The sequence below is a fragment of the Streptomyces sp. NRRL F-4489 genome (genome assembly GCF_001509485.1).
In the GTDB taxonomy this organism is placed as follows: Bacteria; Actinomycetota; Actinomycetes; order Streptomycetales; family Streptomycetaceae; genus Streptomyces.
Genome location: NZ_LLZI01000227.1, coordinates 1 through 23,467 on the forward strand (window position 1 = coordinate 1; position 23,467 = coordinate 23,467).

Annotated in this window: 19 protein-coding genes; 13 read left to right on the forward strand and 6 right to left on the reverse strand. The window is 75.3% G+C overall.

Annotated elements, in window-relative coordinates; translation table 11 throughout:
• The coding region (locus tag ADL22_RS18485) for an alpha/beta hydrolase (RefSeq protein ID WP_066980490.1) at positions 1-1,383 on the forward strand (1,383 nt) is incomplete at its 5' end.
• A gap of 30 nt (positions 1,384-1,413) precedes the next feature.
• Here the strand turns inward: ADL22_RS18485 and ADL22_RS18490 are convergent.
• The 5 genes from ADL22_RS18490 to ADL22_RS18510 form a co-directional block, all read right to left on the reverse strand.
• The gene (locus ADL22_RS18490) at positions 1,414-2,463 is read right to left on the reverse strand and encodes a Ku protein (protein WP_066980492.1); all 1,050 of its coding nucleotides are present in this window, start codon (positions 2,461-2,463) and stop codon (positions 1,414-1,416) included.
• 153 nt (positions 2,464-2,616) lie between these two features.
• Positions 2,617-4,968 (reverse strand): phosphoketolase family protein, encoded by a 2,352-nt coding sequence (locus ADL22_RS18495; protein WP_234430766.1) that lies wholly within the window; start codon positions 4,966-4,968, stop codon positions 2,617-2,619.
• A gap of 68 nt (positions 4,969-5,036) precedes the next feature.
• Entirely contained in the window at positions 5,037-6,008 is a 972-nt protein-coding gene (locus ADL22_RS18500) for an LLM class F420-dependent oxidoreductase (RefSeq protein ID WP_066980498.1), read from the reverse strand.
• A gap of 92 nt (positions 6,009-6,100) precedes the next feature.
• A complete protein-coding gene (locus ADL22_RS18505) occupies positions 6,101-6,337 on the reverse strand; it encodes a DUF5133 domain-containing protein (protein ID WP_066980502.1) in 237 nt (78 codons plus the stop codon).
• 156 nt (positions 6,338-6,493) lie between these two features.
• Positions 6,494-6,691 (reverse strand): hypothetical protein, encoded by a 198-nt coding sequence (locus ADL22_RS18510; RefSeq protein ID WP_066980504.1) that lies wholly within the window; start codon positions 6,689-6,691, stop codon positions 6,494-6,496.
• Positions 6,692-6,820: 129 nt separating this feature from the next.
• Between ADL22_RS18510 and ADL22_RS18515 the strand changes: the two genes are divergently transcribed.
• From ADL22_RS18515 to ADL22_RS18545, 7 genes are all read left to right on the forward strand, one after another.
• Positions 6,821-7,600: a class I SAM-dependent methyltransferase gene (locus ADL22_RS18515; RefSeq protein WP_066980507.1), complete on the forward strand. Its 780-nt coding sequence runs from the start codon at positions 6,821-6,823 to the stop codon at positions 7,598-7,600.
• Between the two features lie 121 nt (positions 7,601-7,721).
• Positions 7,722-8,885 (forward strand): FAD-dependent oxidoreductase, encoded by a 1,164-nt coding sequence (locus tag ADL22_RS18520; protein WP_066980510.1) that lies wholly within the window; start codon positions 7,722-7,724, stop codon positions 8,883-8,885.
• A gap of 136 nt (positions 8,886-9,021) precedes the next feature.
• The gene (locus tag ADL22_RS18525; protein ID WP_066980513.1) at positions 9,022-9,786 is read left to right on the forward strand and encodes a VOC family protein; all 765 of its coding nucleotides are present in this window, start codon (positions 9,022-9,024) and stop codon (positions 9,784-9,786) included.
• Between the two features lie 187 nt (positions 9,787-9,973).
• Complete coding sequence (locus ADL22_RS18530) at positions 9,974-10,423, forward strand: SH3 domain-containing protein (RefSeq protein WP_066980515.1); 450 nt, start codon at positions 9,974-9,976, stop codon at positions 10,421-10,423.
• A 200-nt stretch (positions 10,424-10,623) separates the two neighbouring features.
• Positions 10,624-11,823 (forward strand): acyl-CoA dehydrogenase family protein, encoded by a 1,200-nt coding sequence (locus ADL22_RS18535; RefSeq protein WP_066980517.1) that lies wholly within the window; start codon positions 10,624-10,626, stop codon positions 11,821-11,823.
• 18 nt (positions 11,824-11,841) lie between these two features.
• Positions 11,842-12,756: an oxygenase MpaB family protein gene (locus ADL22_RS18540; RefSeq protein ID WP_066980520.1), complete on the forward strand. Its 915-nt coding sequence runs from the start codon at positions 11,842-11,844 to the stop codon at positions 12,754-12,756.
• Between the two features lie 26 nt (positions 12,757-12,782).
• A complete protein-coding gene (locus tag ADL22_RS18545) occupies positions 12,783-14,786 on the forward strand; it encodes a serine/threonine-protein kinase (protein WP_066980523.1) in 2,004 nt (667 codons plus the stop codon).
• A gap of 73 nt (positions 14,787-14,859) precedes the next feature.
• On the opposite strand, the gene ADL22_RS18550 is transcribed toward ADL22_RS18545, so the two are convergent.
• Entirely contained in the window at positions 14,860-16,155 is a 1,296-nt protein-coding gene (locus ADL22_RS18550) for a glycoside hydrolase family 27 protein (protein ID WP_066980525.1), read from the reverse strand.
• A 195-nt stretch (positions 16,156-16,350) separates the two neighbouring features.
• On the opposite strand from ADL22_RS18550, the gene ADL22_RS18555 reads away from it, so the two are divergent.
• The 5 genes from ADL22_RS18555 (at position 16,351) to ADL22_RS18575 (ending at position 23,459) form a co-directional block, all read left to right on the forward strand.
• On the forward strand, positions 16,351-17,913 hold the full coding sequence (locus tag ADL22_RS18555) for a phytoene desaturase family protein (protein ID WP_066980528.1): 1,563 nt from the start codon (positions 16,351-16,353) through the stop codon (positions 17,911-17,913).
• Positions 17,914-18,013: 100 nt separating this feature from the next.
• Positions 18,014-19,117: an NAD(P)H-dependent flavin oxidoreductase gene (locus ADL22_RS18560; RefSeq protein ID WP_066980531.1), complete on the forward strand. Its 1,104-nt coding sequence runs from the start codon at positions 18,014-18,016 to the stop codon at positions 19,115-19,117.
• Between the two features lie 40 nt (positions 19,118-19,157).
• Complete coding sequence (locus tag ADL22_RS18565; RefSeq protein WP_066980534.1) at positions 19,158-20,708, forward strand: acyl-CoA synthetase; 1,551 nt, start codon at positions 19,158-19,160, stop codon at positions 20,706-20,708.
• Positions 20,709-20,853: 145 nt separating this feature from the next.
• Positions 20,854-22,566 carry an acyl-CoA synthetase gene (locus tag ADL22_RS18570; protein ID WP_234430763.1) on the forward strand — a complete coding sequence of 571 codons (1,713 nt, stop codon included), beginning with the start codon at positions 20,854-20,856 and terminating at the stop codon, positions 22,564-22,566.
• A gap of 92 nt (positions 22,567-22,658) precedes the next feature.
• On the forward strand, positions 22,659-23,459 hold the full coding sequence (locus ADL22_RS18575) for a VOC family protein (protein WP_066980538.1): 801 nt from the start codon (positions 22,659-22,661) through the stop codon (positions 23,457-23,459).
• The last annotated feature ends 8 nt before the right edge of the window (positions 23,460-23,467 follow it).

Sequence of the window (23,467 nt, forward strand, 5' to 3'; positions counted from 1 at the left end):
CCGCCGCCGCCCGGGGCCGCACCGCCCACCGCCGACGCGAGCCGCTTCCAATGCGCCCGCCTGGAGGTGCCGCGCGACTACCGCCACCCCGACCAGGGCACCCTGCGCGTCCAGCTCGTCCGGCTGCCCGCGACCGGCCCCGGCAAACGGCTCGGCTCCCTGGTCATCAACCCCGGCGGCCCCGGCGACTCCGGCGTCGACTACCTGATCGCCAACAGCGCCACCTACGCCCACCTCGGGCAGCGCTACGACCTGGTCAGCTTCGACCCGCGCGGCACCGGCCACACCGATCCGATCGACTGCGGCAAGAGCTTCACCCCGGCCGGCGGCCAGGGCGCGGCCGCGCTCGCCGCGAACGAGCAGCGCATCAACGCGGCCTGCGGCCGCCACTCCGGCACGCTGCTGCCGTGGGTCGGCACCCCCGACGCCGCCCGCGACATGGACGTCCTGCGGTCCGCGACCGGCGACCGCGCCCTGACCTACCTGGGCTTCTCGTACGGCACCCGGCTCGGCTCGGTCTACGCCCACACCTTCCCCCGCACCACCGGCCGGATGGTGCTGGACAGCGTCGAGGACCCGACCCGGAACACCTGGCAGACCGCCGTGGACCAGGCCCGCGGCTTCCAGCGGGTGCTGGACGACTTCGCCGCCGACTGCGCCGCCCACGGCTGCCCGCTGAGCGGCGACACGAAGGCCGTGGAGCGCCAACTCGCCGACTGGTACGGGAAGTTGAACGACCACCCGATGCGGGCGAACGGCACCGACGTGGACGGCACCACCTATGCCTACGCGCTGCGCGAATCCCTCTACAGCCGCGACAACTGGCCCGCGCTGCGCGACGCGCTGGCGCGGCTGCTCTCCGGGGACGCCGGCGGGATCCTCCAGCTCAGCGGCGGTGGCGGCAGCGCGGCCGGCGGCCGGCCCGGAGGCCCCGGCGGCCGCAGCGCCACCGAGGCCATGCCGTCCCAGGACCAGCTGGCCCTGCGGGCGATCAGCTGCCGGGACACCTCCGAGCGCTACGGCCCCGCCGACTACCCCCGCGCGGTGCGCGAGCTGACCCAGGCGTCCCCGCTGTTCGGCCCGGACATCGCCCCGACCCTGCTGGACTGCTACGACTGGCCGGTGCCCGGCGACGACGCCTCCCGGGACGTGGCCGCCCACGACGCGCCGCCCGCGCTGCTGGTCGCCACCACCGACGACCCGGCCACCCCGTACGAGGGCGCCGCCCACATGGCCCGGGCGCTGGGCAACGCCAGCGTGGTGCTGACCTACCACGGCCAGGGGCACGCCGCGTACCCGTCCGGCGACGCCTGCGTACGGCAGAAGGTGGACGCGTACCTGCTGGACGGGGTGCTGCCGCCGGGCGGTACGGGCTGCCGCTGACCGGCTCGTGCCCGGCTGCCGCTGACCGGCTCAGCCGGCCTTGCGGCCGCGGCCGGCGGTCTGCTTGGCCGCGGCGGTCTTCCGGCCCGTACCCGCGGTCTTCTTCCCGGCCGCGGCCTTCTGGCCCTTGCCACCGGCCCCGGACTCCGCGGTCTTCGCGCCCTTGGCCGTCTGCGCGCTCTTCGCGGTCTTCCGCGGGGCGGTCTTCCGGGCCGCCGCGGTCTTCTTCGGCGCGGCGGCGGCCTTCCGGCCCGGCGCCGCCTCCCCGGCCTCTCCGCCCTCCTCCTCCGCCTCCTCGCCGCGCGCCCGCTTCGCGGCCCGTACGCTGTCCTGGAGCGCCGCCATCAGGTCCATGACCTGGCCGGTGGGCCGCTCCTCGCCGGTCTCGAACTCCGGCTCGCGGTCGGCGAGTTTGGCCGCCACGATCTCCTCCAGGGCCTCCCGGTAGTGATCGTGCACATCCTCCTCGGACAGCTCGCCGAAGGAGTCCATCAGCGTCTCGGCGGCCCGCACCTCGTTGTCCGCGACCTTCACCTCGCGCTCCGGCAGGACCCCGGTCATCGGGCGGATCTGGTGCGGCCACAGCAGCACCTGCATCACCAGCACCCCCTCCACCGGCCGCAGCATGGCCAGCGTCTCCCGCCCGTGCAGCGCGATCTTGCCGAGCCCGACCCGCTGGTGCCGCTCCATCGCGTCCCGCAGCAGCGCGTACGGCTTGGCCGCCGCGGGGCTGTCCGCGCCCAGGTAGTAGCCCTTGCCCATCTGGAGCGGGTCGATGTCGCCGCCGTCGACGAAGGCCAGGATGGTCAGCGTCTTCGCGGTCGGCAGCGGCAGCGCGTCCAGGTCCTCGTCGCTCAGCGGGACCACCGCGTCGTCCTCGGTGCGGTAGCCGCGCCCGATCTCGTCGGCGGGGACCTCGGTGCCCTCCAGCGAGCACACCGGCTGGTTGCGCACCCGCCCGCCGTCCGCCGTGTGGATCCGTACGAAGCTCACCGAGGCGGACGCGTCCGTGGCGTTGTACGCGGCCACCGGGATCGTGACCAGGCCGAAGCTGATGGAGAACTTCGCGGTGGGGCGCATGGGAGCCGCCTTCGGGGATGCGGTTCGCTGCCGCGTCCCATGCTAGGCAGCACCGCCGCGCCCCCGCCTGCCGTGCGGCTGCCGGCCCCCGTCCCGCTACGCCGACCGGGTCAGCCGGGCCAGCGCGCGGCCGGTCGGCCGGTCACCCGCCCGTCACCCGGCCCACGTCCACTCCGCGACCTCCGGCAGGTCCGTGCCGTGCTCGCGGATCCAGTCGTGGTGGCGGGCCCGGACGTCCGCCATCGCCTGGCGCAGCGCCACCGCGCGCACGCCGAGACCGGGCACCCGGTCCACCACGTCCATGACCAGCCGGTAGCGGTCCAGGTCGTTGCGGACCACCATGTCGAACGGCGTGGTGGTGGTGCCCTCCTCGCGGTAGCCGCGGACGTGCAGATGCGCGTGGCCGGTGCGGCGGTAGGAGAGCCGGTGGATCAGCCAGGGGTAGCCGTGGTACGCGAAGATCACCGGCTTGTCGCGGGTGAACAGCGCGTCGTACTCGGCGTCCGGCATCCCGTGCGGATGGACCCCGGCCGGCAGCAGCCGGGCCATGTCCACGACGTTCACCACCCGCACCGCCAGCTCCGGCAGATGGCGGCGCAGCAGCTCGGCGGCGGCCAGCGTCTCCTGCGTCGGCACGTCCCCGGCGCAGGCCAGCACCACGTCCGGCTCCCGGCTGCCGTCCTCGGTGCCGGCCCAGTCCCAGGCCCCGGCGCCGCGGGCGCAGTGCGCGCGGGCCTGGTCCATCGTGAGCCAGTCGAAGCACGGCTGCTTCCCGGCCACGATCACATTGACGTAGTCGCGGCTGCGCAGCGCGTGGTCGGCCACCGACAGCAGGGTATTGGTGTCCGGCGGCAGGTAGACCCGGACGACCTCCGGGCTCTTGTTCAGGACGTGGTCCACGAAGCCGGGGTCCTGGTGCGAGAAGCCGTTGTGGTCCTGGCGCCAGACGTGCGAGGTCAGGAGGTAGTTCAGGGAGGCGATGGGGCGGCGCCAGGGGAGGCGGCGGGCGGTGCGCAGCCACTTGATGTGCTGGTTGACCATCGAGTCGACGATATGCGCGAACGCCTCGTAACTGGAGAACAGCCCGTGCCGGCCGGTGAGCAGATAGCCCTCCAGCCAGCCCTGGCAGAGGTGTTCGGACAGCACCTCCAGCACCCGGCCGTCGTGCGCCAGATGCTCGTCGGTGGGCAGCGTCGCGGCCTGCCACGCCTTGGCGGTGGCGGCGTAGACCGCGTCCAGCCGGTTCGAGGCGGTCTCGTCCGGGCCGACGAGGCGGAAGTCGCGGCGCTCGGCGGTGGCCGACATGACGTCGGCGAGCAGCCCGCCGAGCATCTTGGTCGGCTCGTGCGCGGTGGCGCCGGGCCGGGCCACGTCCACCGCGTGCCGCTCCAGCGGCGGCAGCGGCAGTTCGCGCAGCAGCAGCCCGCCGTTGGCGTGCGGGGTGGCGCCCAGCCGGCGGCGGCCCCGGGGCACGCACGCCAGCACCTCCGCGGTCGGCCGCCCGTCCTGGTCGAACAGCTCCTCGGGACGGTACGAGCGCAGCCACCGCTCCAGCTGGTGCCGGTGGTCGGCGTGGTCCCGCACCCCGGAGAGCGGGACCTGGTGGGCGCGCCAGGTGCCCTCGACGGGCTGCCCGTCCACCTCGTGCGGGCCGGTCCAGCCCTTGGGGGTGCGCAGCACGATCGCCGGCCACAGGGGGCGGGTGCGGTCGCCCTCGACGCGGGCCCGGCGCTGGAGGGCCGCGATCCGGTCCAGCGCCTCGTCCAGGGCGGCGGCGAACGCCTGGTGGACCGCGGCCGGATCGTCGCCGGTGACGTGCAGCGGCTCGTGCCCGCTGCCGCGCAGCAGCGCGTCCAGCTGCTCCTCGGGCATCCGGGCCGCCACCGTCGGATTGGCGATCTTGTAGCCGTTGAGGTGCAGGATCGGCAGCACCGCGCCGTCGTGCACCGGGTCGAGGAAGGTCGTGCCGTGCCAGGACGCGGCCAGCGGCCCGGTCTCCGCCTCCCCGTCGCCGATCACGCACGCGACCAGCAGGTCCGGGTTGTCGAACGCCGCCCCGTAGGCGTGCGCGAGCGAGTAGCCCAGCTCGCCGCCCTCGTGGATCGACCCCGGGGTTTCCGGCGCGACGTGGCTGGGCACCCCGCCGGGGAACGAGAACTGCCGGAACAGCCGCGCCATCCCGTCCCGGTCCCGGGTCACGTCCGGGTACGTCTCGGTGTACGTGCCCTCCAGCCAGGAGTTGGCCAGCACCGCAGGACCGCCGTGGCCCGGCCCCCAGACGCACAGCGCGTCCAGGTCCCGGGCCGAGATGACGCGGTTGAGGTGGGTGTGGACGAGGTTCAGGCCGGGGGAGGTGCCCCAGTGGCCCAGCAGCCGGGGCTTGATGTGCTCCGGGCGCAGCGGCTCGTCCAGGAGGGGGTTGGCCATCAGGTAGATCTGCCCGGCGGCGAGGTAGTTGGCGGCCCGCCAGTGCGCGTCGAGGGCGCGCAGCTCGGCGGCGTCCAGGGGGCCCGCCGCCGCTGCCGTCCCGGTCTCCGTTTCGGTCTCCGTCTCCGCGGTGTGCACCTGGCCCCTCAGCTCCCCAGCTCGCGCAGCGCCGGCAGCAGCTTGGCCTCGGCCCACTCCAGGAACGGCTCCTGGTGGCGGCCGCCGATCTGGACCAGCGCCACCTCGGTGAACCCGGCGTCCACGTACGGCCGCACCGCCTCCACGAACTCCCCGACGTCGTCCCCGCACGGGATCGCCTCGGCGACGTCCTCGGGCCGCACGGCGTCGGTCGCGGTGGCGAACGCGGTGGTACCGGGCAGCTCGGAGTTGACCGGCCAGCCGCCCAGCGCCCACCGGAACTGGTCGTGCGCCCGGGCGACGGCGGCCTTCCGGTCGGGGTCGTAGCAGACCGGCAGCTGGCCCACCCGGGGCTTGCCGGTGCCGCCGTGCCGGTCGAACGCGGTCAGCAGCTCCGCCTTGGGCTCGGTGGAGATCACCAGATCGCCCAGGCGCCCGGCCAGCTCGCAGGAGCGGGGGCCGGAGACCGCGACGCCGATCGGCGGCGGCTCGTCGGGCAGGTCCCACAGCTTGGCCGCGCTGACCTCGTAGTGCGGGCCGCGGTGGGTGACCTCGCCGCCGGCGAACAGCTTGCGGATGATCTCGATGGCCTCCGCCAGCTTCTCCAGCCGCACCGCGGCGCGCGGCCAGCCGCCGCCCACCACGTGCTCGTTGAGGTTCTCGCCCGACCCCAGGCCGAGCCGGAAGCGGCCGCCGGAGAGCAGCTGCATGGTCGCCGCCTTCTGGGCGACCACGGCGGGGTGGTAGCGGGTCGTCGGGCAGGTCACGTACGTCATCAGCGGGATCCGCTCGGTGGCCTGCGCCGCGGCGCCCAGCACGCTCCAGGCGTACGGGGCGTGGCCCTGGGAGGCCAGCCACGGGAAGTAGTGGTCGGAGGTCACCGAGAAGTCGAACCCGGCGCGCTCGGCGCCCACCACGTGGCCGACGAGCTCCCGGGGGCCTGCCTGCTCGGTCATCATCGTGTATCCGATGCGCACCATGGCGCCCCTCACGTGTGCTGGTGATGTGCGTACTTGCGGATGCGGCCGCCCGGCCGGCGGTCGCGCGCGGCGGCCCCCGGCGCCGGCGGGCGTCAGCTCTCGTGCCGCTCGGCGGCCGGCGGGACGGCCGGGGCCGCCGCGAGGTACTGCTCCGCCTCGATGATCGCCTCGTGCACGGTGCGCCGGCCCATCAGGACGCACAGCGTGTACGCGAGGTCCTCCAGCCGGCGCCGGGCGGCCGGGTCGTGCGGATCGGCGAGCACCACCCGCTCCCAGACGCGGTAGCGCCGCAGCAGCGAGGCGAGCTCGGACTTGTCGGGCAGCAGCATGCCGGTTCTCCCGATATCGGCCCGGCGTGCCGGGCGGGCCGGCCGGCGCGTCCCGAACGCGCCCGCACCGGAATCGCTCCCACCTTGCGCCGGTGGTGCCGCCGCTGCAACCGGACGGGCACCGGGGCGGGCGGCCGCGGGGCAGCCCCCTCCGGCTCAGTCCGGTGGTTCGGGCGCCGGATGGTCGTCCGGCTGCGCGCCGGGCGGCTCCTCCGGAGCGGGCCCCGGACCGGGCTCGGCCGCGGGCTCCTCCGCCGGCTCCTCGCCGGGCTCCGGCGTCCCCGGGTCGCGGGGTACCGGCCGCGGGTCCCGGGGCGCGGGCTCCGGTCCCTGGTCGGTCGTACCGCTGGTCATGGTGGTGGCCCTCCCTCCTGGGTGGTTCCATCCTGCGCCGTTCCGCTGATCGCCGCCTGCCCGCCGCCCCTGGGCGCAAACCCGGCAAACCCCCGCCGCCGGCCCGGCACCCGCTGATATGTTCACGCCATGACGTCACGGATGCAGGACGGCAGCGCCGGCGATGTGGACTACGCGGCCGTGGGCGGCGGTTACGGCCGCCACCGCCGCCCGGACCCCCGGATCGGCGCCTTGATCCACGAAGCCCTCGGCGCCGCCCGCACGGTCCTGAACGTCGGCGCGGGCGCCGGCTCGTACGAGGACGGCCCCTGGGAGGTCACCCCCGTCGAACCGTCCGCCGCGATGCGCGCCCAGCGCCCGGCCCACCTCGCCCCCGCGGTGGACGCCGTGGCCGAGCGACTCCCCTTCCCCGACGCCTCGTTCGACGCCGCGATGACCACCTTCAGCGTCCACCAGTGGCCCGACCCGGCGGCCGGACTGCGCGAACTGCGCCGGGTGACCCGCGGCCCGGTGGCGGTGCTGACCTGCGACCCGGACCGGGTGCGCGACTTCTGGCTGCACCGGTACTGCCCGGACGTCCTGGACACCGAGGCCCGCCGCTACCCCGCGCTCGGCGATCTCGCGGCCGCCCTCGGCGGCACGGTCACCACCGCGCCGGTGCCCATCCCGCTCGACTGCACCGACGGCTTCAACGAGGCGTACTACGGGCGGCCCGAGCGGCTGCTCGACCCCGCCGCGCGCCAGGCGTGCTCGGCGTGGAGCTTCGTCGACCCGCCGGCCGTGGACCGCTTCACCGCCGCCCTCCGCCGCGATCTGGCCGACGGCACCTGGGACGCCCGCCACGGCCACCTGCGCCACCAGCCGTATCTGGAGGGCTCGTTGGTGCTGCTCCGGGCGCTCCCCGACTGACCGGCCCGGCGCCGCGCCCGGCCCCGATCGCGCTTTCCCGGCCGCTGTGCTCCTCTGGTAGCGGGACGGTCCGCCGGCACCGCGACGGTCCGCGGACCGAGGAGCACGAGGAGCGCCGCGCATGCCGCCCACCACGTTCCGTATCGCGATCATCGGGGCGGGCCCCGGCGGCCTGCTCTGCGCCCGGATCCTCCAGCGGTACGGCGTACCGGTCACCGTCTGGGAGCGGGAGCCCGGCCCGGAGGGTCCGGCGCCCGGCGGCCCCCTGGAGCTGCGGGCCGCGGGCGGACGCGCCGCCCTGCGCGCGGCCGGGCTGGCGACCGCGTTCCGCGCCGCGGCCCGGCCCGCCGGCCGCGAGACCCGGCTGCTCGCCCCCACCGGCGCGCTCCTCCGCCGCGAGACGCCCGACGCCGGGGCCGCGGAGCGCCTGGAGATCGGCCGGCCGGAACTGCGCCGCCTGCTGCTGGACGCGCTCGCGCCCGGCACCGTCCGCTGGGGCGCCCACCTGCGCACCCTGCACCCGCGCGGCGGCGGCCGCCACCAGGCCGTCTTCGACGACGGCCGGACCGCCGTCTTCGACCTCGTCATCGGCGCGGACGGCACCTGGTCCCGGGTGCGCCCGCTGCTCTCCGACGCCGACCCGCACTACGCCGGTGTCTCCTACGTCGAGACCGCCCTGGACGACGCGGACGCCCGCCACCCCGGCGCCGCCCGGCTGGTCGGCCGCGGCCGGATGCTGGCGCTGTCCGGTGGCCCGGGCCTGCTCGCCCGGCGGGAGGCCGGCGGCCGGATCCTGGTGTACGCGGCGCTGCCCGGCGCGGAGGACTGGGCGCGCGAGGCCGGGGTGTCCCTCGCGGACACCGAGGCGGTCCGGGCCGTGCTGCTGGCCCGGTTCGCCGGCTGGGACGCGCGGCTGCGGGCGCTGCTCGGCGACAGCGACGAGGGGTTCACCGACCGCCCGCTCTTCGCGCTCCCGGTGCCGCACACCTGGCCGCACACCCCGGGCCTGACCCTCCTCGGCGACGCGGCGCACCTGATGGCGCCGTTCTCCGGGCCGGGCGCCGACCTCGCCCTGCTCGACGGCTGCGAACTGGCCCGCCGCCTGGTCGAGGCGCACACCTGGCAGGCCGACCCCGACCAAGCCGTCCGCGCCTACGAGGCGGCGCTCTTCGCCCGCTCGGCCGCGGCCGCCGGCACGGCCGCCCGCGACCTGGCCGCCGCCTTCGGCCGGGGCGCCCCGCGCCCGGCCCGCCGCCTGCGCCGGCCGCACCCGCTGGGCCGCTGACCGGGCCGCGGCCCGGCCCGGCGCCCGGTTGCGGGCCGCCCCCGCGCGTCGGACGATCGGCAGCGGAACAGGCCCGGCGCCGCGCGGCCCCGCGCGGCGTCCGCCCGGCCGTTCGCGCGGAGGGACGGAGCAGCGCGTGAAGATCACAGAGCCCACGCCCGGGGCACCCTGCTGGGTCGAGCTGGGCACCTCGGACGTACCGACCGCGGCGGTGTACTACCGCCAGGTCTTCGGCTGGCAGGCCGAGACCGACCCGCGCCCCGAGCACGGCGGCTACACCCTCTTCTCCGCGGACGGCGCCCGGGTCGCCGCGGCCGGCCCGCTGTACGCGCCGGGCCAGCCGACCGCCTGGACCGTCACCTTCGCCACCCGCGACATCGGGGAGCTGGCCGGGGCCGTGACCCGGGCCGGCGGCAGCGTCCTGGTGAAGCCCCGGGACGTCTTCGACCTGGGCACCTTCGCGGTGCTCGCCGACCCGTCCGGCGCCGCCTTCGCGCTGTGGCAGGCCCGCACCTTCCCCGGCGCCGAGTTGCTGAACGGGCCCGGTTCGCTGGGCTGGGTCGAGCTGGCCACCGACGACCCGGACGCCGCGGTCTCCTTCTACGCCGAGGTCTTCGGCTGGACCGTCCGCTCCCAGGGCAGCTACGCCCAATGGGGCCTGGAGGGCGCCGACTTCGGCGGCATGTGCACCCTGGAGTCGCGCGACCGCGAGGACGTCCGGCCGCACTGGCTGCCGTACTTCGCGGTGGCGTCCGTCGACGGGACCGCGGCCCGCGCCGCCGAGTCCGGCGGGATGCTGCTGATGGCGCCGACCAACGTCCCGGACGGTCCGCGGATCGCGATGGTGCGCGATCCGCAGGGCGCGGTCTTCGGGATCCACGAGGCGGGCAGCGAGGGCTGACCGCGCGCACCGGCGCGCCGCGGGACGGGTGATTTCGTTCCGCCACCGGCCCCATGGGGCGTCACACGATCGGCCGCCCGGTCGTCGTTTCACCCCATTTTCTGGGCGGTTCGGGCGTAATGTCCAGACCGCGCCAATGGGTGGCATTGCGCGTCAAGGCATCGCGCGTCAAGAACAGGAGACCCCTATGTCCACGACCGAGGTCCTCGTGGCCCGAGGCAAGAAGCTCGCCGCCGGTGCGGGTGCGCTGTCCACGGCTGTCGCTCTGGGGGCGACGCTGCTCGCCGCGGCCCCGGCCGGGGCCACGCCCCAGCCGCAGCCCCGCCCCCAGCCGCAGACCGCCGGCCCGGCCAAGCCGTACGGCACCGTCACCGCCGCCCGCGGGATGAACGAGCGCCAGGACCCCAGCACGGACTCCGCGTCGAGGGGCTACCTCCGCAACCGCGAACGGGTCGGCATCATCTGCAAGGTCCGCGCCCAGAACATCCGCGGCAACGACGTGTGGTACCAGCTCCGCGAGCACCGGGGGGGCTGGGTCTCGGCCAAGCACGTCACCAACACCGGCTTCGTCCGGTACTGCAAGGACGTGCAGCGCAACCGCGTACTGCCCGGCGACGCCGCCAAGCACGCCGGCTGACGGCCGCCCGGCGCGGCGGGTCGGGGCCGGGCCCGGCACGGTACCGAACGGGTGCCGCGCCGGGCCTTCGCCGTGCCGCGCCCCGGCCGCCGCCCTTCCGGAATACTGGAACGCGTTCTACTGTGCCCCACGACCGCGTATCCGACGGACCGTCAGGAAAAAGACCGGCGGCCGGACCGGACCGACCTGGTGGAGGGGCCGTGCACCTGGACTACACCCCGGAACAGCGGCGGCTGCGCGCCGAACTGCGGACCTACTTCGGCACCCTGGTGCCGGACCACGCCGCCGCCCGCTACGACGACCCGGCCGCGCAGAAGCGCTTCTACCGCCAGACCATCCGCCGGCTCGGCGCGGACGGCTGGCTCGGCGTCGGCTGGCCCAGGGAGTACGGCGGCCGCGGGCTGACACCCATGGAGCAGTTCATCTTCTTCGACGAGGCCGCCCAGGCCGGCGTCCCGCTGCCGCTGATGGCGCTCAACACCGTGGGCCCCACCCTGATGCGCTACGGCACCGACGAGCAGAAGGCGTACTTCCTGCCCCGCATCCTCGCCGGCGAACTGGACTTCGCCATCGGCTACAGCGAACCCGACGCCGGCACCGACCTCGCCGCCCTGAAGACCCGCGCCGTCCGCGAGGGCGACGAGGACACCGGCCACTACGTCGTCAACGGCCAGAAGATCTGGACCACCAACGGCGACACCGCCGACTGGGTCTGGCTCGCCGTCCGCACCGCGCCCGCCGACGCCACCACCCCGCCCCACAAGGGCATCACCCTGCTCCTCGTCCCCACCAGCGACCCCGGCTACTCCTGCACCCTCATCAACACCCTCGCCTCGCACGACACCACCGCCAGCTACTACGAGAACATCACCGTCCCCGCCGCCCGCCGAGTCGGCCGCGAGAACGGGGGCTGGCGGATCATCACCAACCAGCTCAACCACGAACGGGTCACCCTCGCCGCCCACGGCGCCATGGCCCTGCGCGCGTACCACGACGTCCACCGGTGGGCCGCCGCCACCGAACTCACCGACGGCCGCCGGGTCATCGACCTCGGCTGGGTACGCGGCCGGCTCGCCCGCACCCACACCCGGCTGGAGGCCATGAAGCTGATGAACTGGCGCATGGTCGACGCCCTCCAGCACGGCACCCTCACCCCCCAGGACGCCTCCGCCGTCAAGGTCTACGGCTCCGAGGCCCGCCGGGACGCCTACGCCTGGCTGATGGAGATCACCGCCGCCGCCGGCCCCCTCAAAGAGGGCTCCGCCGGCGCCGTCCTCCACGGCGAACTGGAACGCGGCTACCGCTCCGCCGTCATCTTCACCTTCGGCGGCGGCAACAACGAGATCCAGCGCGAAATCATCTCCTGGATCGGCCTGGGCATGCCCCGGGTGCGGCGGTGAGGCGGGAGGCGGCACGCCATGGCCGGTGATCCGGGGCTGTTCGGCCCCCGTTCGGTGACCTGGCAGCTGCACGCCGACCCGATGATGTGGCTCGCCGGTGTCCGCGCCCTCTACCTCCAGGCGCTGCATCCGGGCGCGGTCCGCGCGGTGCTCCAGAACTCCGCCGCGTTCCGCATGGACGACCGGGGCCGGCGTGACGCCTGGGGCCGGCTGATGCGCACCGCCGGCTTCGTCGGCACCGTTACGTACGGGACCGCCGCGGACGCCGAGCGGGCCGGTGCCGCCGTCCGTGCCCTGCACCGCCGGCTGACCGCCACCGACCCCGCCACCGGCGCCCGCTACCCGGTCGACGACCCGGCGCTGCTGCGCTGGGTGCACTGCGCCGAGGTGGACTCGTACCTCCATGTGCTGCGCCGCTCCGGCTATCCGCTGACGAGCCGCCAGGCCGATCGGTACCTCGCCGAACAGCGCACCGCCGCGCGGCTCGTCGGCCTCGACCCGGACACCGTTCCCGGCGACCGGGCCGCGCTCGCCGCCTACTTCGCCGCCGTCCGGCCCGAGCTGGCGTGCACCCCCGAGGCGCGCCAGGTCGACGCCTTCCTGCGCCGCCCGCCGGTCCCGGCCCCGCTCGTCCCGGCCCGCGCCCTGCTGTGGCGGCCGGTCGCCGGCCTGGCGTACGCGGCGCTGCCCGGCTACGCGCACGCGCTCTACGGCCGGCCCGCGCCCCCGCCCGCCGCCGTCACCCGCCGTCTGCGGACCACCGGCCGACTGCTGCGCGCCGTACCGCCGGAGCTCCGCTGGCGGCTGCCGCCCCGCCACGTCCTGGGCGCCGTCGCCCGGCTCGGCCCCACCGCCCGGCCCGGGACCTACAAGCTCCGGGACCGGGCCGCCATACTGGACGGGCAGAGCACACCGGGGGATCCACGCGGCTGAACGCGGGGGCGGGGGCGGCGATACGGATGGCGGAGCACAGGCTGATTCACGGGCGGTACCGCCTGCTCGACACCATCGGACGCGGCGGCATGGGGGAGGTGTGGCGGGCCCGCGACGAGGCGCTGGGCCGCCAGGTCGCGGTCAAATGCCTCAAACCGATCGGGCAGCGGCAGGAGCCGGGCTTCCTGCGGGTGCTGCGCGAGCGCTTCCGCCGCGAGGCCCGGGTCGCGGCCGGGCTCCAGCACCGCGGCGTCACCGTCGTGCACGACTTCGGCGAGGACGGCGGCATCCTCTTCCTCGTCATGGAGCTGCTCACCGGCCGCAACCTCAGCCAGCTGCTGGACGACAACCGCCGCCAGCCGCTGCCCGTCCCGGACGTCGCCGAGATCGCCGAGCAGATCGCCGCGGCCCTCGCCTACACCCACGAACAGGCCGTCGTGCACCGCGACCTGAAGCCCGCCAACCTCGTCCGCACCACCGACGGCACGGTCAAGATCTGCGACTTCGGCATCGCCCGCCTCGGCCACGACATCGGCTTCACCGCCCGGCTGACCGGCAGCGGCGTCGCCATGGGCAGCCCGCACTACATGTCGCCCGAGCAGATCGCCGGCGGCACCGTCGACCACCGCAGCGACCTGTACTCCCTCGGCTGCGTGCTCTACGAGATCACCACCGGCGCCCCGCCGTTCGCCCAGGGCGACGCCTGGGCGGTCCTCGTAGGCCACCGTGACACCGCGCCCGACCCGCCGCGCGCGGTCCGCCCCGACCTGCCCGAGCCGTACGAGCGGATCATCCTGGACCTGCTCGCCAAGGAACCGGACGACCGGCCCCGTAACGCCGGCGAACTGGCCAAACGGCTCGCCGACGCCCGCCACCGCCGCCCCGCGCGCGGCCCCGGCCCCGGCCCCGGCCCGGCGGACCCGGACGACCTGACGGTGCCCGCCCCGCGGCTGCCGGCCTGGAGCCGCGGCATCACCCCCGGCGCCCCGGCCGCCGGCACCCGCCCGCCGCGCCGGACGCCCCTGGACGGGCCCGCCGCGGACCTCACCGAGGTGTGGACCTCCGCCCGCGACCCGCTGCGCGGCGAGGCGTCCCCGGCCGTCGGCCCGGACCGCCCGGCCCCGGACGGCGGCCACCGGGCGCCGCTCGCCGCGCTCACCGGCCGCCTCGCGGACGCCCGCGCGCTGACCCGGGCCGGCCGGCACGTCGAGGCCCAGGAGGTCTACGCCGAGGTGCTGGCCGGCCGGGAGCGGCTGCTCGGCCCCGACCACCCCGACACCCTCGCCTGCCGCCACCACCTCGCGGCCGGCCTGGGCCGCCTCGGCCGCCTGGAGGAGTGCCGCGCCGCCGCCCGCGAGGTCACCGAGGCCCGCGCCCGGGTCCTCGGCGAACGGCACCCCGACACCCTCACCAGCCGCTGGCAACTGGCCTACACCTGCGGCCTGTTGGGCCGCTGGCCGGAGGCGCTGACGGCGTATCAGGGTCTGGCCGCCGGGCGGGCCGCCGCGTTCGGCCCGGACCACCCCGACACCCTCGCCGCCCGCTACGAGACCGCGGTCGCCCTGGGCCGGCTGGGCCGCAGCGCGGAGGCGCTGGCCCACTACCGCGAGCTGGTGGCGGCCCGCACCCGCGCCCAGGGCCCCGACGACCCCGAGACGCTGCGCGCCCGGCACGGCCTGGGCGTCAACCACGGCCGCCTGGACCGCTGGCCGGAGGCGCTGGCCGAGGCCCGCGAGGTCGCCGCGGCCCGCGCCCGGGTGCTCGGCGCCGACCACCCCGACACCCTCGCCAGCCGCCGCGAGACCGCCGTGGCGCTGGGCCGGCTCGGGCAGTGGGCGCAGGCCCTGGACGTCTACCGCGAGGTCGCCGACGCCCGCGAACGGACCCTGGGCGCGGCCCATCTCGACGCCCTGGCCGCCCGCGGCGAACAGGCCCAGTGCCTGGAGCGGCTGGGCCGGACGGAGGAGGCGGCCGCCCTGCACCGCCGGGTCGCGGCACTCCGCCGGGAGCGGGCCGGGGGCCGCCGGTAGCGGGCGGCCCGCCCCGCCGGCCGCGAACGGACCGTGGCGGCGGCCCGTGCCGCGCCTGCCGGCCCGCCCCGGCTCAGCGCTCCGCCCGCACCCGGTACAGCACCGTGGCGTGCGGTGGCACGTCCCGGGCCACGATGGTCCGCGCGACCCGCCCGCTCCGCCCGGTCACCAGGTCCCGCAGCCGGTAGGAGTCCGCCTCCGGCAGCCCCGCCGCGCCCGCCGTGACGGACAGCGTGCGCGCCGCGTCGCCCCCGTTGAACAGGGCGATCGCCCGGTCCCCGTTCCGCAGCGGCTTGGACAGCACCGCCGCGTCCCCGTCCTGCTGGACGATATGGCCCTGGACGCCCAGCGGGTCCTGGTTGACCGCGATCACCTCGCGGTTCCCCAGGATCGCCAGCGCGCCCGGGGAGAGCCGGGTCAGATCCGTACTGGAGATCAGCGGCGCGGCCATCACCGCCCACAGCGACATCTGGCTCTGCATCTCGTCCCGGGACAGCCCGGAGTCGCCGACCAGCAGGAAGTCCGGGTCGTTCCAGCGGCCCGGGCGCTGGAGGTCGGCCAGATTGGCGTTGTAGCGGAAGTTGTAGGCGATCGAGGCCCACTTCGCGGCCGGGCTGCTCTGCTGCACCGCGATGTCCTTGCCGCCCCGCCACAGATTGCCCAGCCGCGCCGACCACTGGATGACCCGGTGCCACACCGCGTCCCCGGCGAACTGGAAGTAGGCCGGCGCGGAGATCGAGAAGGTGATCCGCCGCCCGGTGGCCCGCAGCGCCCGGCTCTGCTGCGCGTACAGATCGTGGAAGACCCGCTCCTTGCTCTGCCCCTTGGGCACCGGGACGTTGCAGCCGTCCGCCTTGAGGTAGTCCACCCCCCAGCTCGCGAACTGCTTGGCGTCCTGCTCGAAATGGCCCAGGCTGCCCGGGTACTTCCCGCAGGTCAGCGTGCCCACGTCCTCGTAGATCCCGAACTTCAGCCCCATCCGGTGCAGTTCCTGCCCCAGATACGCCATACCGTGCGGGAACTTCGCGGTGTCCACCACCAGCTCGCCCTTGGGCCCGCGCTGCTTGGTCATCCAGCAGTCGTCGACGGTGACGGTGCGGTAGCCGCGGTGCGCCAGTCCGCTGCTGACCAGCGCCCGGGCGTTGTCCAGGACGACCTTCTCGCTGAGGTCGCCGCACTGGTAGTACGACCAGTTGTTCCAGCCCATCGGGGGCGTCGGGGCGAGATCGGGGTAGGCGGCGTCGGGCCGGGCGCCGGCCGGGCCGGCGGCGGAGGCGGGGGCGGTGGCCGAGATCAGGGCCGCCGAGCAGGCGGCGGCGGTCAGTCCGGCGAGGGTGCGGCCGAGGCGGGATACCGAGGGACGGGACACGGGTCACCTCACGGGGTGGGCGGGTCGGCCGGAGCGAACGGCCGGCGGGCGGTTCCAGGGCGGCGCACGGCCGGACGCTAGGAGCACCCTGACGGCCGGTCAAGAAGCCGCACCGCCACGAACACACGATTCATTCCGCTGCCGCCGCGCCGCCGGCTCCCTGGCCCCCACCCGCCCCCCGTGCTACCAAGAGGCATGCCGGAACGGACTTCGTACGACGTGGTCATCGTCGGCGGCGGGCACAACGGCCTGGTCGCCGCCGGATATCTCGCCCGCGCCGGGCGGCGCGTGCTGGTGCTGGAGCGGCTGGACCGCACCGGCGGCGCCGCGGTCTCCACCCGCGCCTTCGCCGGCCTCGACGCCCGGCTCTCCCGCTACTCCTACCTCGTCAGCCTGCTGCCGCCGAAGATCGTGCGGGACCTCGGGCTGCGCTTCGCGGTCCGCAAGCGCACCGTCGCGTCGTACACCCCGGCCGTGCGCGCCGGCCGCCCCACCGGCCTGCTCGTCGGCGGCGGCCGGGCCCGCACCCGCGAGTCGTTCGCCCGGCTCACCGGCTCGGACCGCGAGTACGACGCCTGGCGGGACTTCTACGCCACCACCCGCACGCTCGCCGAACGGGTCTTCCCCACCCTCACCGAACCGCTCCCCACCCGCGCCGCGCTGCGCGCCCGGATCGGCGACGACGCCACCTGGCACGCCCTCTTCGAACGCCCCCTCGGCGAGCTGATCGAGCACACCTTCCGCGACGACCTGGTACGCGGAGTGGTTCTGACGGACGGGCTGATCGGCACCTTCGCCACCGCCCACGACCCCTCGCTCCGGCAGAACCGCTGCTTCCTCTACCACGTCATCGGCGGCGGCACCGGCGACTGGGACGTACCGCTCGGCGGCATGGGCGCGCTCACCGACGCGCTGGCCGACGCGGCCCGGCGGGCCGGCGCCGAGCTGGTCACCGGCTGCCCGGTCACCGCGCTGGCCACCGACGGCCGCACCGCCGAGGTCACCACCGGCGACGGGCACACCATCGGCGCCCGCCGCGTCCTGGTCAACGCCGCGCCCCGCGAACTGGCCCGGCTGCTCGGCGAGCCCGCCCCGCCGCCCGCCGAGGGCGCCCAGCTCAAGGTCAATATGCTGCTCACCCGGCTGCCCCGGCTCCGCGACCGGCACACCGACCCCCGCGAGGCGTTCTCGGGCACCTTCCATATCGCCGAGGGCTACGGCCAGTTGGAGACCGCGTACCAGGAGGCGGCGGCCGGCCGGCCGCCCACCGCCCCGCCCTCGGAGATCTACTGCCACTCCCTCACCGACCCGGCCATCCTGGGCGCCGACCTCGTCCGCCGCGGCTACCACACCCTCACCCTCTTCGGCCTGCACACCCCCGCCCGGCTCTTCGCCGCCGACCACGACGCCACCCGCGACCGCCTGCTGGCCGCCACCCTGGCCCAGCTCGACGCCCACCTCGCCGAACCGCTCGCCGACTGCCTGGCCCGCGACGCCGACGGCCGCCCCTGTATCGAGGTCCGCACCCCGCTCGACCTCGACCGCGAACTCGGCCTGCCCGGCGGCCACATCTTCCACCGCGACCTCGCCTTCCCCTGCGCCCCCGACGAGGCCCCCCTCCCCACCCCCGCCGCCCGCTGGGGCGTCGCCACCGCCCACCCCGCCATCCACCTCTGCGGCGCCGGCGCCCTCCGCGGCGGCGGCGTCAGCGGCATCCCGGGCCACAACGCGGCGATGGCGGTGCTGGAGGAGGGGTGAGGTGGCTCTCTACGTGATCAACTACCGCTCTGCGCCAAGTTTCTGACGTGGCATCAGAAAATCTCTTCCCTCGGGCGGCGGGCTGGGGCATCCTGCGCGCATGCAGACGGAGCTGAGCAACGCGCTGGGAGTCGAGTACGCCGTCTTCGGGTTCACGCCGTTCCCCGCGGTGGCCGCGGCGATCACCCGCGCCGGCGGGTTCGGGGTGCTCGGCGCGGTCCGCTACACCGCGCCCGGGGACCTCGTCCGCGATCTGGACTGGATGCAGGAGCACACCGAGGGGCTGCCCTACGGGCTGGACGTGGTGATGCCCGCCAAGAAGGTCGAGGGCGTCACCGAGGCCGACGTCGAGGCGATGATCCCGGAGGAGCACCGCCGCTACGTCCAGGCGATCCTGGACAAGTACGACGTACCGCCGCTGCCGCCCGGCGAGGCGTCCGGCTGGCGGATCACCGGATGGATGGAGGAGGTCGCCCGCACCCAGCTCGACGTGGCCTTCGACTACCCGATCAAGCTGCTCGCCAACGCGCTCGGCTCACCGCCCGCGGACGTCATCGAGCGCGCCCACGCGCACGGCGTCAAGGTCGCCGCGCTGGCCGGCAGTCCGCGCCACGCCCGCCACCACAAGGCCGCCGGTATCGACATCGTCGTCGCCCAGGGCTACGAGGCCGGCGGCCACACCGGCGAGATCGCCACCATGGTGCTCACCCCCGAGGTGGTGGCCGCCGTCGACCCGCTGCCGGTGCTCGCGGCCGGCGGGATCGGCACCGGCGAGCAGATCGCCGCCGGACTCGCGCTCGGCGCGCAGGGCGTCTGGCTCGGCTCGATCTGGCTCACCACCGAGGAGGCCGATCTGCACTCCCGGCGGCTGACCGCGAAACTGCTCGCCGCCGGCCCCGGCGACACCGTCCGCTCCCGCGCCCTGACCGGTAAACCCGCCCGCCAGCTGCGCACCGCGTGGACCGACGCCTGGGACGACCCCAGCGGCCCCGGCACCCTGCCGATGCCGCTCCAGGGCCTGCTGGTCGCCGAGGCCAACTCCCGTATCCAGCGGTACGAGACCGAACCGCTGCTCGGCACCCCGGTCGGCCAGATCGTCGGCCGGATGACCAGCGAACGCAGCGTCCAGGCCGTCTTCGACGACCTCACCCGCGGCTTCGAGCGGGCCATCGACCGCATCAACCGGATCGCCGGACGCGCCTGAACCCCGCCCCGGCCGAGGAGGACACCAGGAGGGCACCGCCATGACCGACACCCCCAACGGCTTCTGGGCGCAGGCCACCGCCGACCCCGGCCGGACGGTCCTGATCGCCCCGGACGGCGCGGAGTGGACCGCCGGCCGGCTGCACGCCGCCGCCAACCGGCTCGTCCACGGGCTGCGCGCGGCCGGCCTGGAACGGGGCGACGCGTTCGCCGCCGTCCTCCCCAACGGCGTGGAGTTCTTCACCGCCTACCTCGCCGCCGCCCAGGCCGGCTTCTACCTCGTCCCCGTCAACCACCACCTCGTCGGCCCGGAGATCGCCTGGATCGTCGCCGACTCCGGGGCCAAGGTGCTGATCGCCCACGAGCGGTTCGGCGACGCGGCCCGGGACGCCGCCGACGAGGCGGGCCTCGCTGCCGCCCGGCGCTACGCCGTCGGCGACGTCCCCGGCTTCCGCCCGTACGCCGAACTCCTCGACGGACAGCCGGAGTCCGCGCCCGACGAGCGCACCCTCGGCTGGGTGATGAACTACACCTCCGGTACGACGGGCCGCCCGCGCGGCATCCGCCGCCCGCTGCCCGGCAAACCCCCCGAGGAGACCCCGCTCGGCGGTTTCCTCGGCATCTTCGGCATCCGCCCGTTCGACGGCAACGTCCACCTGGTGTGCTCGCCGCTCTACCACACCGCCGTCCTCCAGTTCGCCGGCGCCTCCCTGCACATCGGGCACCGCGTCGTCCTGATGGACAAGTGGACGCCGGAGGAGATGCTGCGTCTGATAGCGCGGTACGGGTGCACGCACACCCATATGGTCCCGACCCAGTTCCACCGCCTCCTCGCCCTCCCGGAGGAGGTCCGCGGCCGGTACGACGTGTCGTCCATGCGGCACGCCATCCACGGCGCCGCGCCCTGCCCCGACCACGTCAAACGCGCCATGATCGACTGGTGGGGCGGATGCGTGGAGGAGTACTACGCGGCCAGCGAGGGCGGCGGGGCCTTCGCCACCGCCGAGGACTGGCTGAAGAAGCCGGGGACGGTTGGCCGGGCCTGGCCGATCAGCGAACTGGCGGTCTTCGACGACGACGGCAACCGGCTGCCCGCCGGCCAACTGGGCACCGTCTACATGAAGATGGCCACCGGCGGCTTCTCCTACCACAAGGACGAGTCCAAGACCCGGAAGAACCGCATCGGCGACTTCTTCACCGTGGGCGACCTCGGCTACCTGGACGAGGACGGCTACCTCTTCCTCCGGGACCGCAAGATCGACATGATCATCTCCGGCGGGGTCAACATCTACCCGGCCGAGATCGAGTCCGTCCTCCTCTCCCACCCCGCCGTCGCCGACGCCGCCGCGTTCGGCATCCCGCACGACGACTGGGGCGAGGAGGTCAAGGCGGTGGTCGAACCGGCCGAGGGCCACCGGCCCGGCCCGGAACTGGCCGCCGCGCTCCTGGAACACTGCGCCCACCGGCTGGCCGGCTACAAACGCCCCCGCTCCGTCGACTTCACCACCGCCATGCCGCGCGACCCCAACGGCAAGCTCTACAAGCGGCGGCTGCGGGACCCGTATTGGGAGGGGCGGGAGCGGGCGGTGTAGGGGCGTCCTGGGGGGAGGGCCCGGCTGCGGGGCGCTGCCGGGTCGGTCCCTGGGGAGGCGGGCCGGTCGGCGCGGGCCCGGTTGCTGGGCGCGTCGCCGTGCCTGGTGCCTTGACCGGTCCTCGGGTGGCGCTCAGGATCACCGCATGACGGATGCCATGGATGCCACGGACGCGGCAGGGGCGCCGCCCGCCCCGGGTGCCGGAGGCGCCTCGTACGCCTCCTGCACCTCGTACGCCTCGTTCGACTCACCCGTAACGGGCGCGCGGAGCAACACGGTCGACGGGATCCTGCGGCGGAGCGCGCGGCGGGTGCCGGAGCGGACAGCGCTGCGGTACGGAGAGCGCCGCTGGACCTACCGGGAACTGGACCGCGCGGTGACCGCCGCCGCCCGGCTGCTGCTGGCCCGGGGCCTGCGCCCCGGGGACCGGGTGGCGTCCTACGGGCACAACTCCGACGCGTACCTGATCGGCTTCCTGGCCTGCGCCCGCGCCGGGCTGGTGCACGTCCCGGTGAACCACGCCCTCGCCGGCGACGAACTGGGCTATCTCCTCGGCCAGTCCGGCAGTGCGCTCGTCCTCACGGACCCGGAGCTGGCCGCCCGGCTGCCGGACGGCCTGCCCGCGCTGCCGCTGCACGGGGCGCCGGACGGGCTGCTCGAGCGGCTGGCGGAGGAGGCGGATGCGGCGGAGGAGGCGGAGGGGGTAGTTCCGCTGCCGGACGTGGCCGAGGACGCCCTCGTCCAGCTCCTGTACACCTCGGGCACCACCGCGCTCCCCAAGGGGGCGATGATGACCCACCGCGCCCTGGTGCACGAGTACACCAGCGCCCTCACCGCCCTCGACCTCAAGGAGAGCGACCGCCCCGTCCACTCCCTGCCGCTCTACCACTCCGCCCAGATGCACGTCTTCCTGCTGCCCTACCTGGCGGTGGGCGCGGAGAACACCATCCTGGACGGGCCGGACCCCGAGCGGATCTTCACGCTGGTGGAGGAGGGCCGGGCGGACAGCCTGTTCGCCCCGCCGACGGTCTGGATCGCGCTGGCCGGCCACCCCGGCTTCGCCACCCGGGACCTCGGCGGGCTGCGGAAGGCGTACTACGGCGCGTCGATCATGCCCGTCCCGGTCCTGGAACGGCTCCGCGCCCGCCTGCCGCACCTGGCCTTCTACAACTGCTTCGGCCAGAGCGAGATCGGCCCCCTGGCCACCGTCCTCCGCCCGGAGGAGCACGAGGGCCGGCTCGCGTCCTGCGGGCGGCCGGTGCTGTTCGTGGAGGCCCGGGTGGTGGACGAGGACGGCCGGGAGGTGCCGGACGGCACCCGGGGCGAGATCGTCTACCGCTCCCCGCAGCTGTGCACCGGCTACTGGGACAAGCCGGCGGAGACCGCCGAGGCGTTCCGGGGCGGCTGGTTCCACTCCGGGGACCTCGCCGTCCGGGACGCGGAGGGCTATGTCACGATCGTGGACCGGGTCAAGGACGTCATTAACTCCGGCGGGGTGCTGGTCGCCTCGCGCCAGGTGGAGGACGCGCTGTACACGCATCCGCAGGTCGCCGAGGTCGCGGTCATCGGGCTGCCGGACGAGCGGTGGATCGAGGCGGTGACCGCGGTGGTGGTCCGGCGCCCGGCCCCGGGGCACGAGGACGGGGCGGACGTGGCCGCCGAGGGCAGTGGTGCCGGCGGGGCCGGCGAGGCGCGGGGCGGGGGCGAGGTGACCGAGGTCGAGCTGATCGCCGTGGCCCGGGCCCGGCTGGCGCCGTTCAAGGTGCCCAAGCGGGTGGTGTTCGTGGACGCGCTGCCGCGCAACGCCAGCGGCAAGGTCCTCAAGCGTGCGCTGCGCGAGCGGTTCGGCACGGGCTGAGCGGCGCGCGGCGGGCCGTTGTCAGTGGTCGCTGCCATGCTGGGAAACGGCACTGACGACCGCACTGACGACCGCGTGATCGGAGCACCCACATGCTGACGACCCATTACGTCCCCGGCGCGCCGAACTGGCTCGATCTCGGCGCCCCCGACGTCGACGCCGCCGCCCGGTTCTACGCCGCGGTGTTCGGCTGGACGTTCCACTCGGCCGGCCCGGAGGGCGGCGGCTACGGCTTCTTCCGGCTCGGCGGGAAGACGGTCGCCGCCGTCGGCCCGCTGACGGAGGAGGGCGCGGAGCCGGCCTGGACGGTCTACTTCCACACCACCGACGCGGACGCGGTCTGCAAGGCCGCCGAGCAGGCCGGCGGCCGGGTCCGGACGGGGCCGATGGACGTCTTCACGGCCGGCCGGCTGGCCATGCTCACCGACCCCACGGGCGCCGACTTCGCCATCTGGCAGCCCGGCGACGTCCCCGGCCTGGACGTCGTCATGGAGCCGAACACCCTGTGCTGGACGGAGCTGTACACCACCGACGTCGCCATGGCCAAAGGCTTCTACCGCACGGTCTTCCACTGGAGCTACCACGACGTTCCCACGGGCGGCGAGGTCGGCTACAGCCTCGTCTCCGCGCCCGGCGGCGGAGTGGGCGAGGACACCGCGCAGGGCGGCATCCTCCAGCTCCAGCAGATGCATCTGGACGCCGGCTCCACGTCCGAGTGGCACCCGTACTTCGGCGTCACCGACTGCGACGCCGCGTACGAGAAGGCCATCGGCCACGGCGCCACGGTCCTCATCCCGCCGATGAACGCCCCCGGCGTCGGCCGTCTGGCGATGGTGAAGGACCCGGCGGGCGCCCCCTTCGCCGTGATCAAGGGGGACCCGTCGATGACCTGACGCGCGGG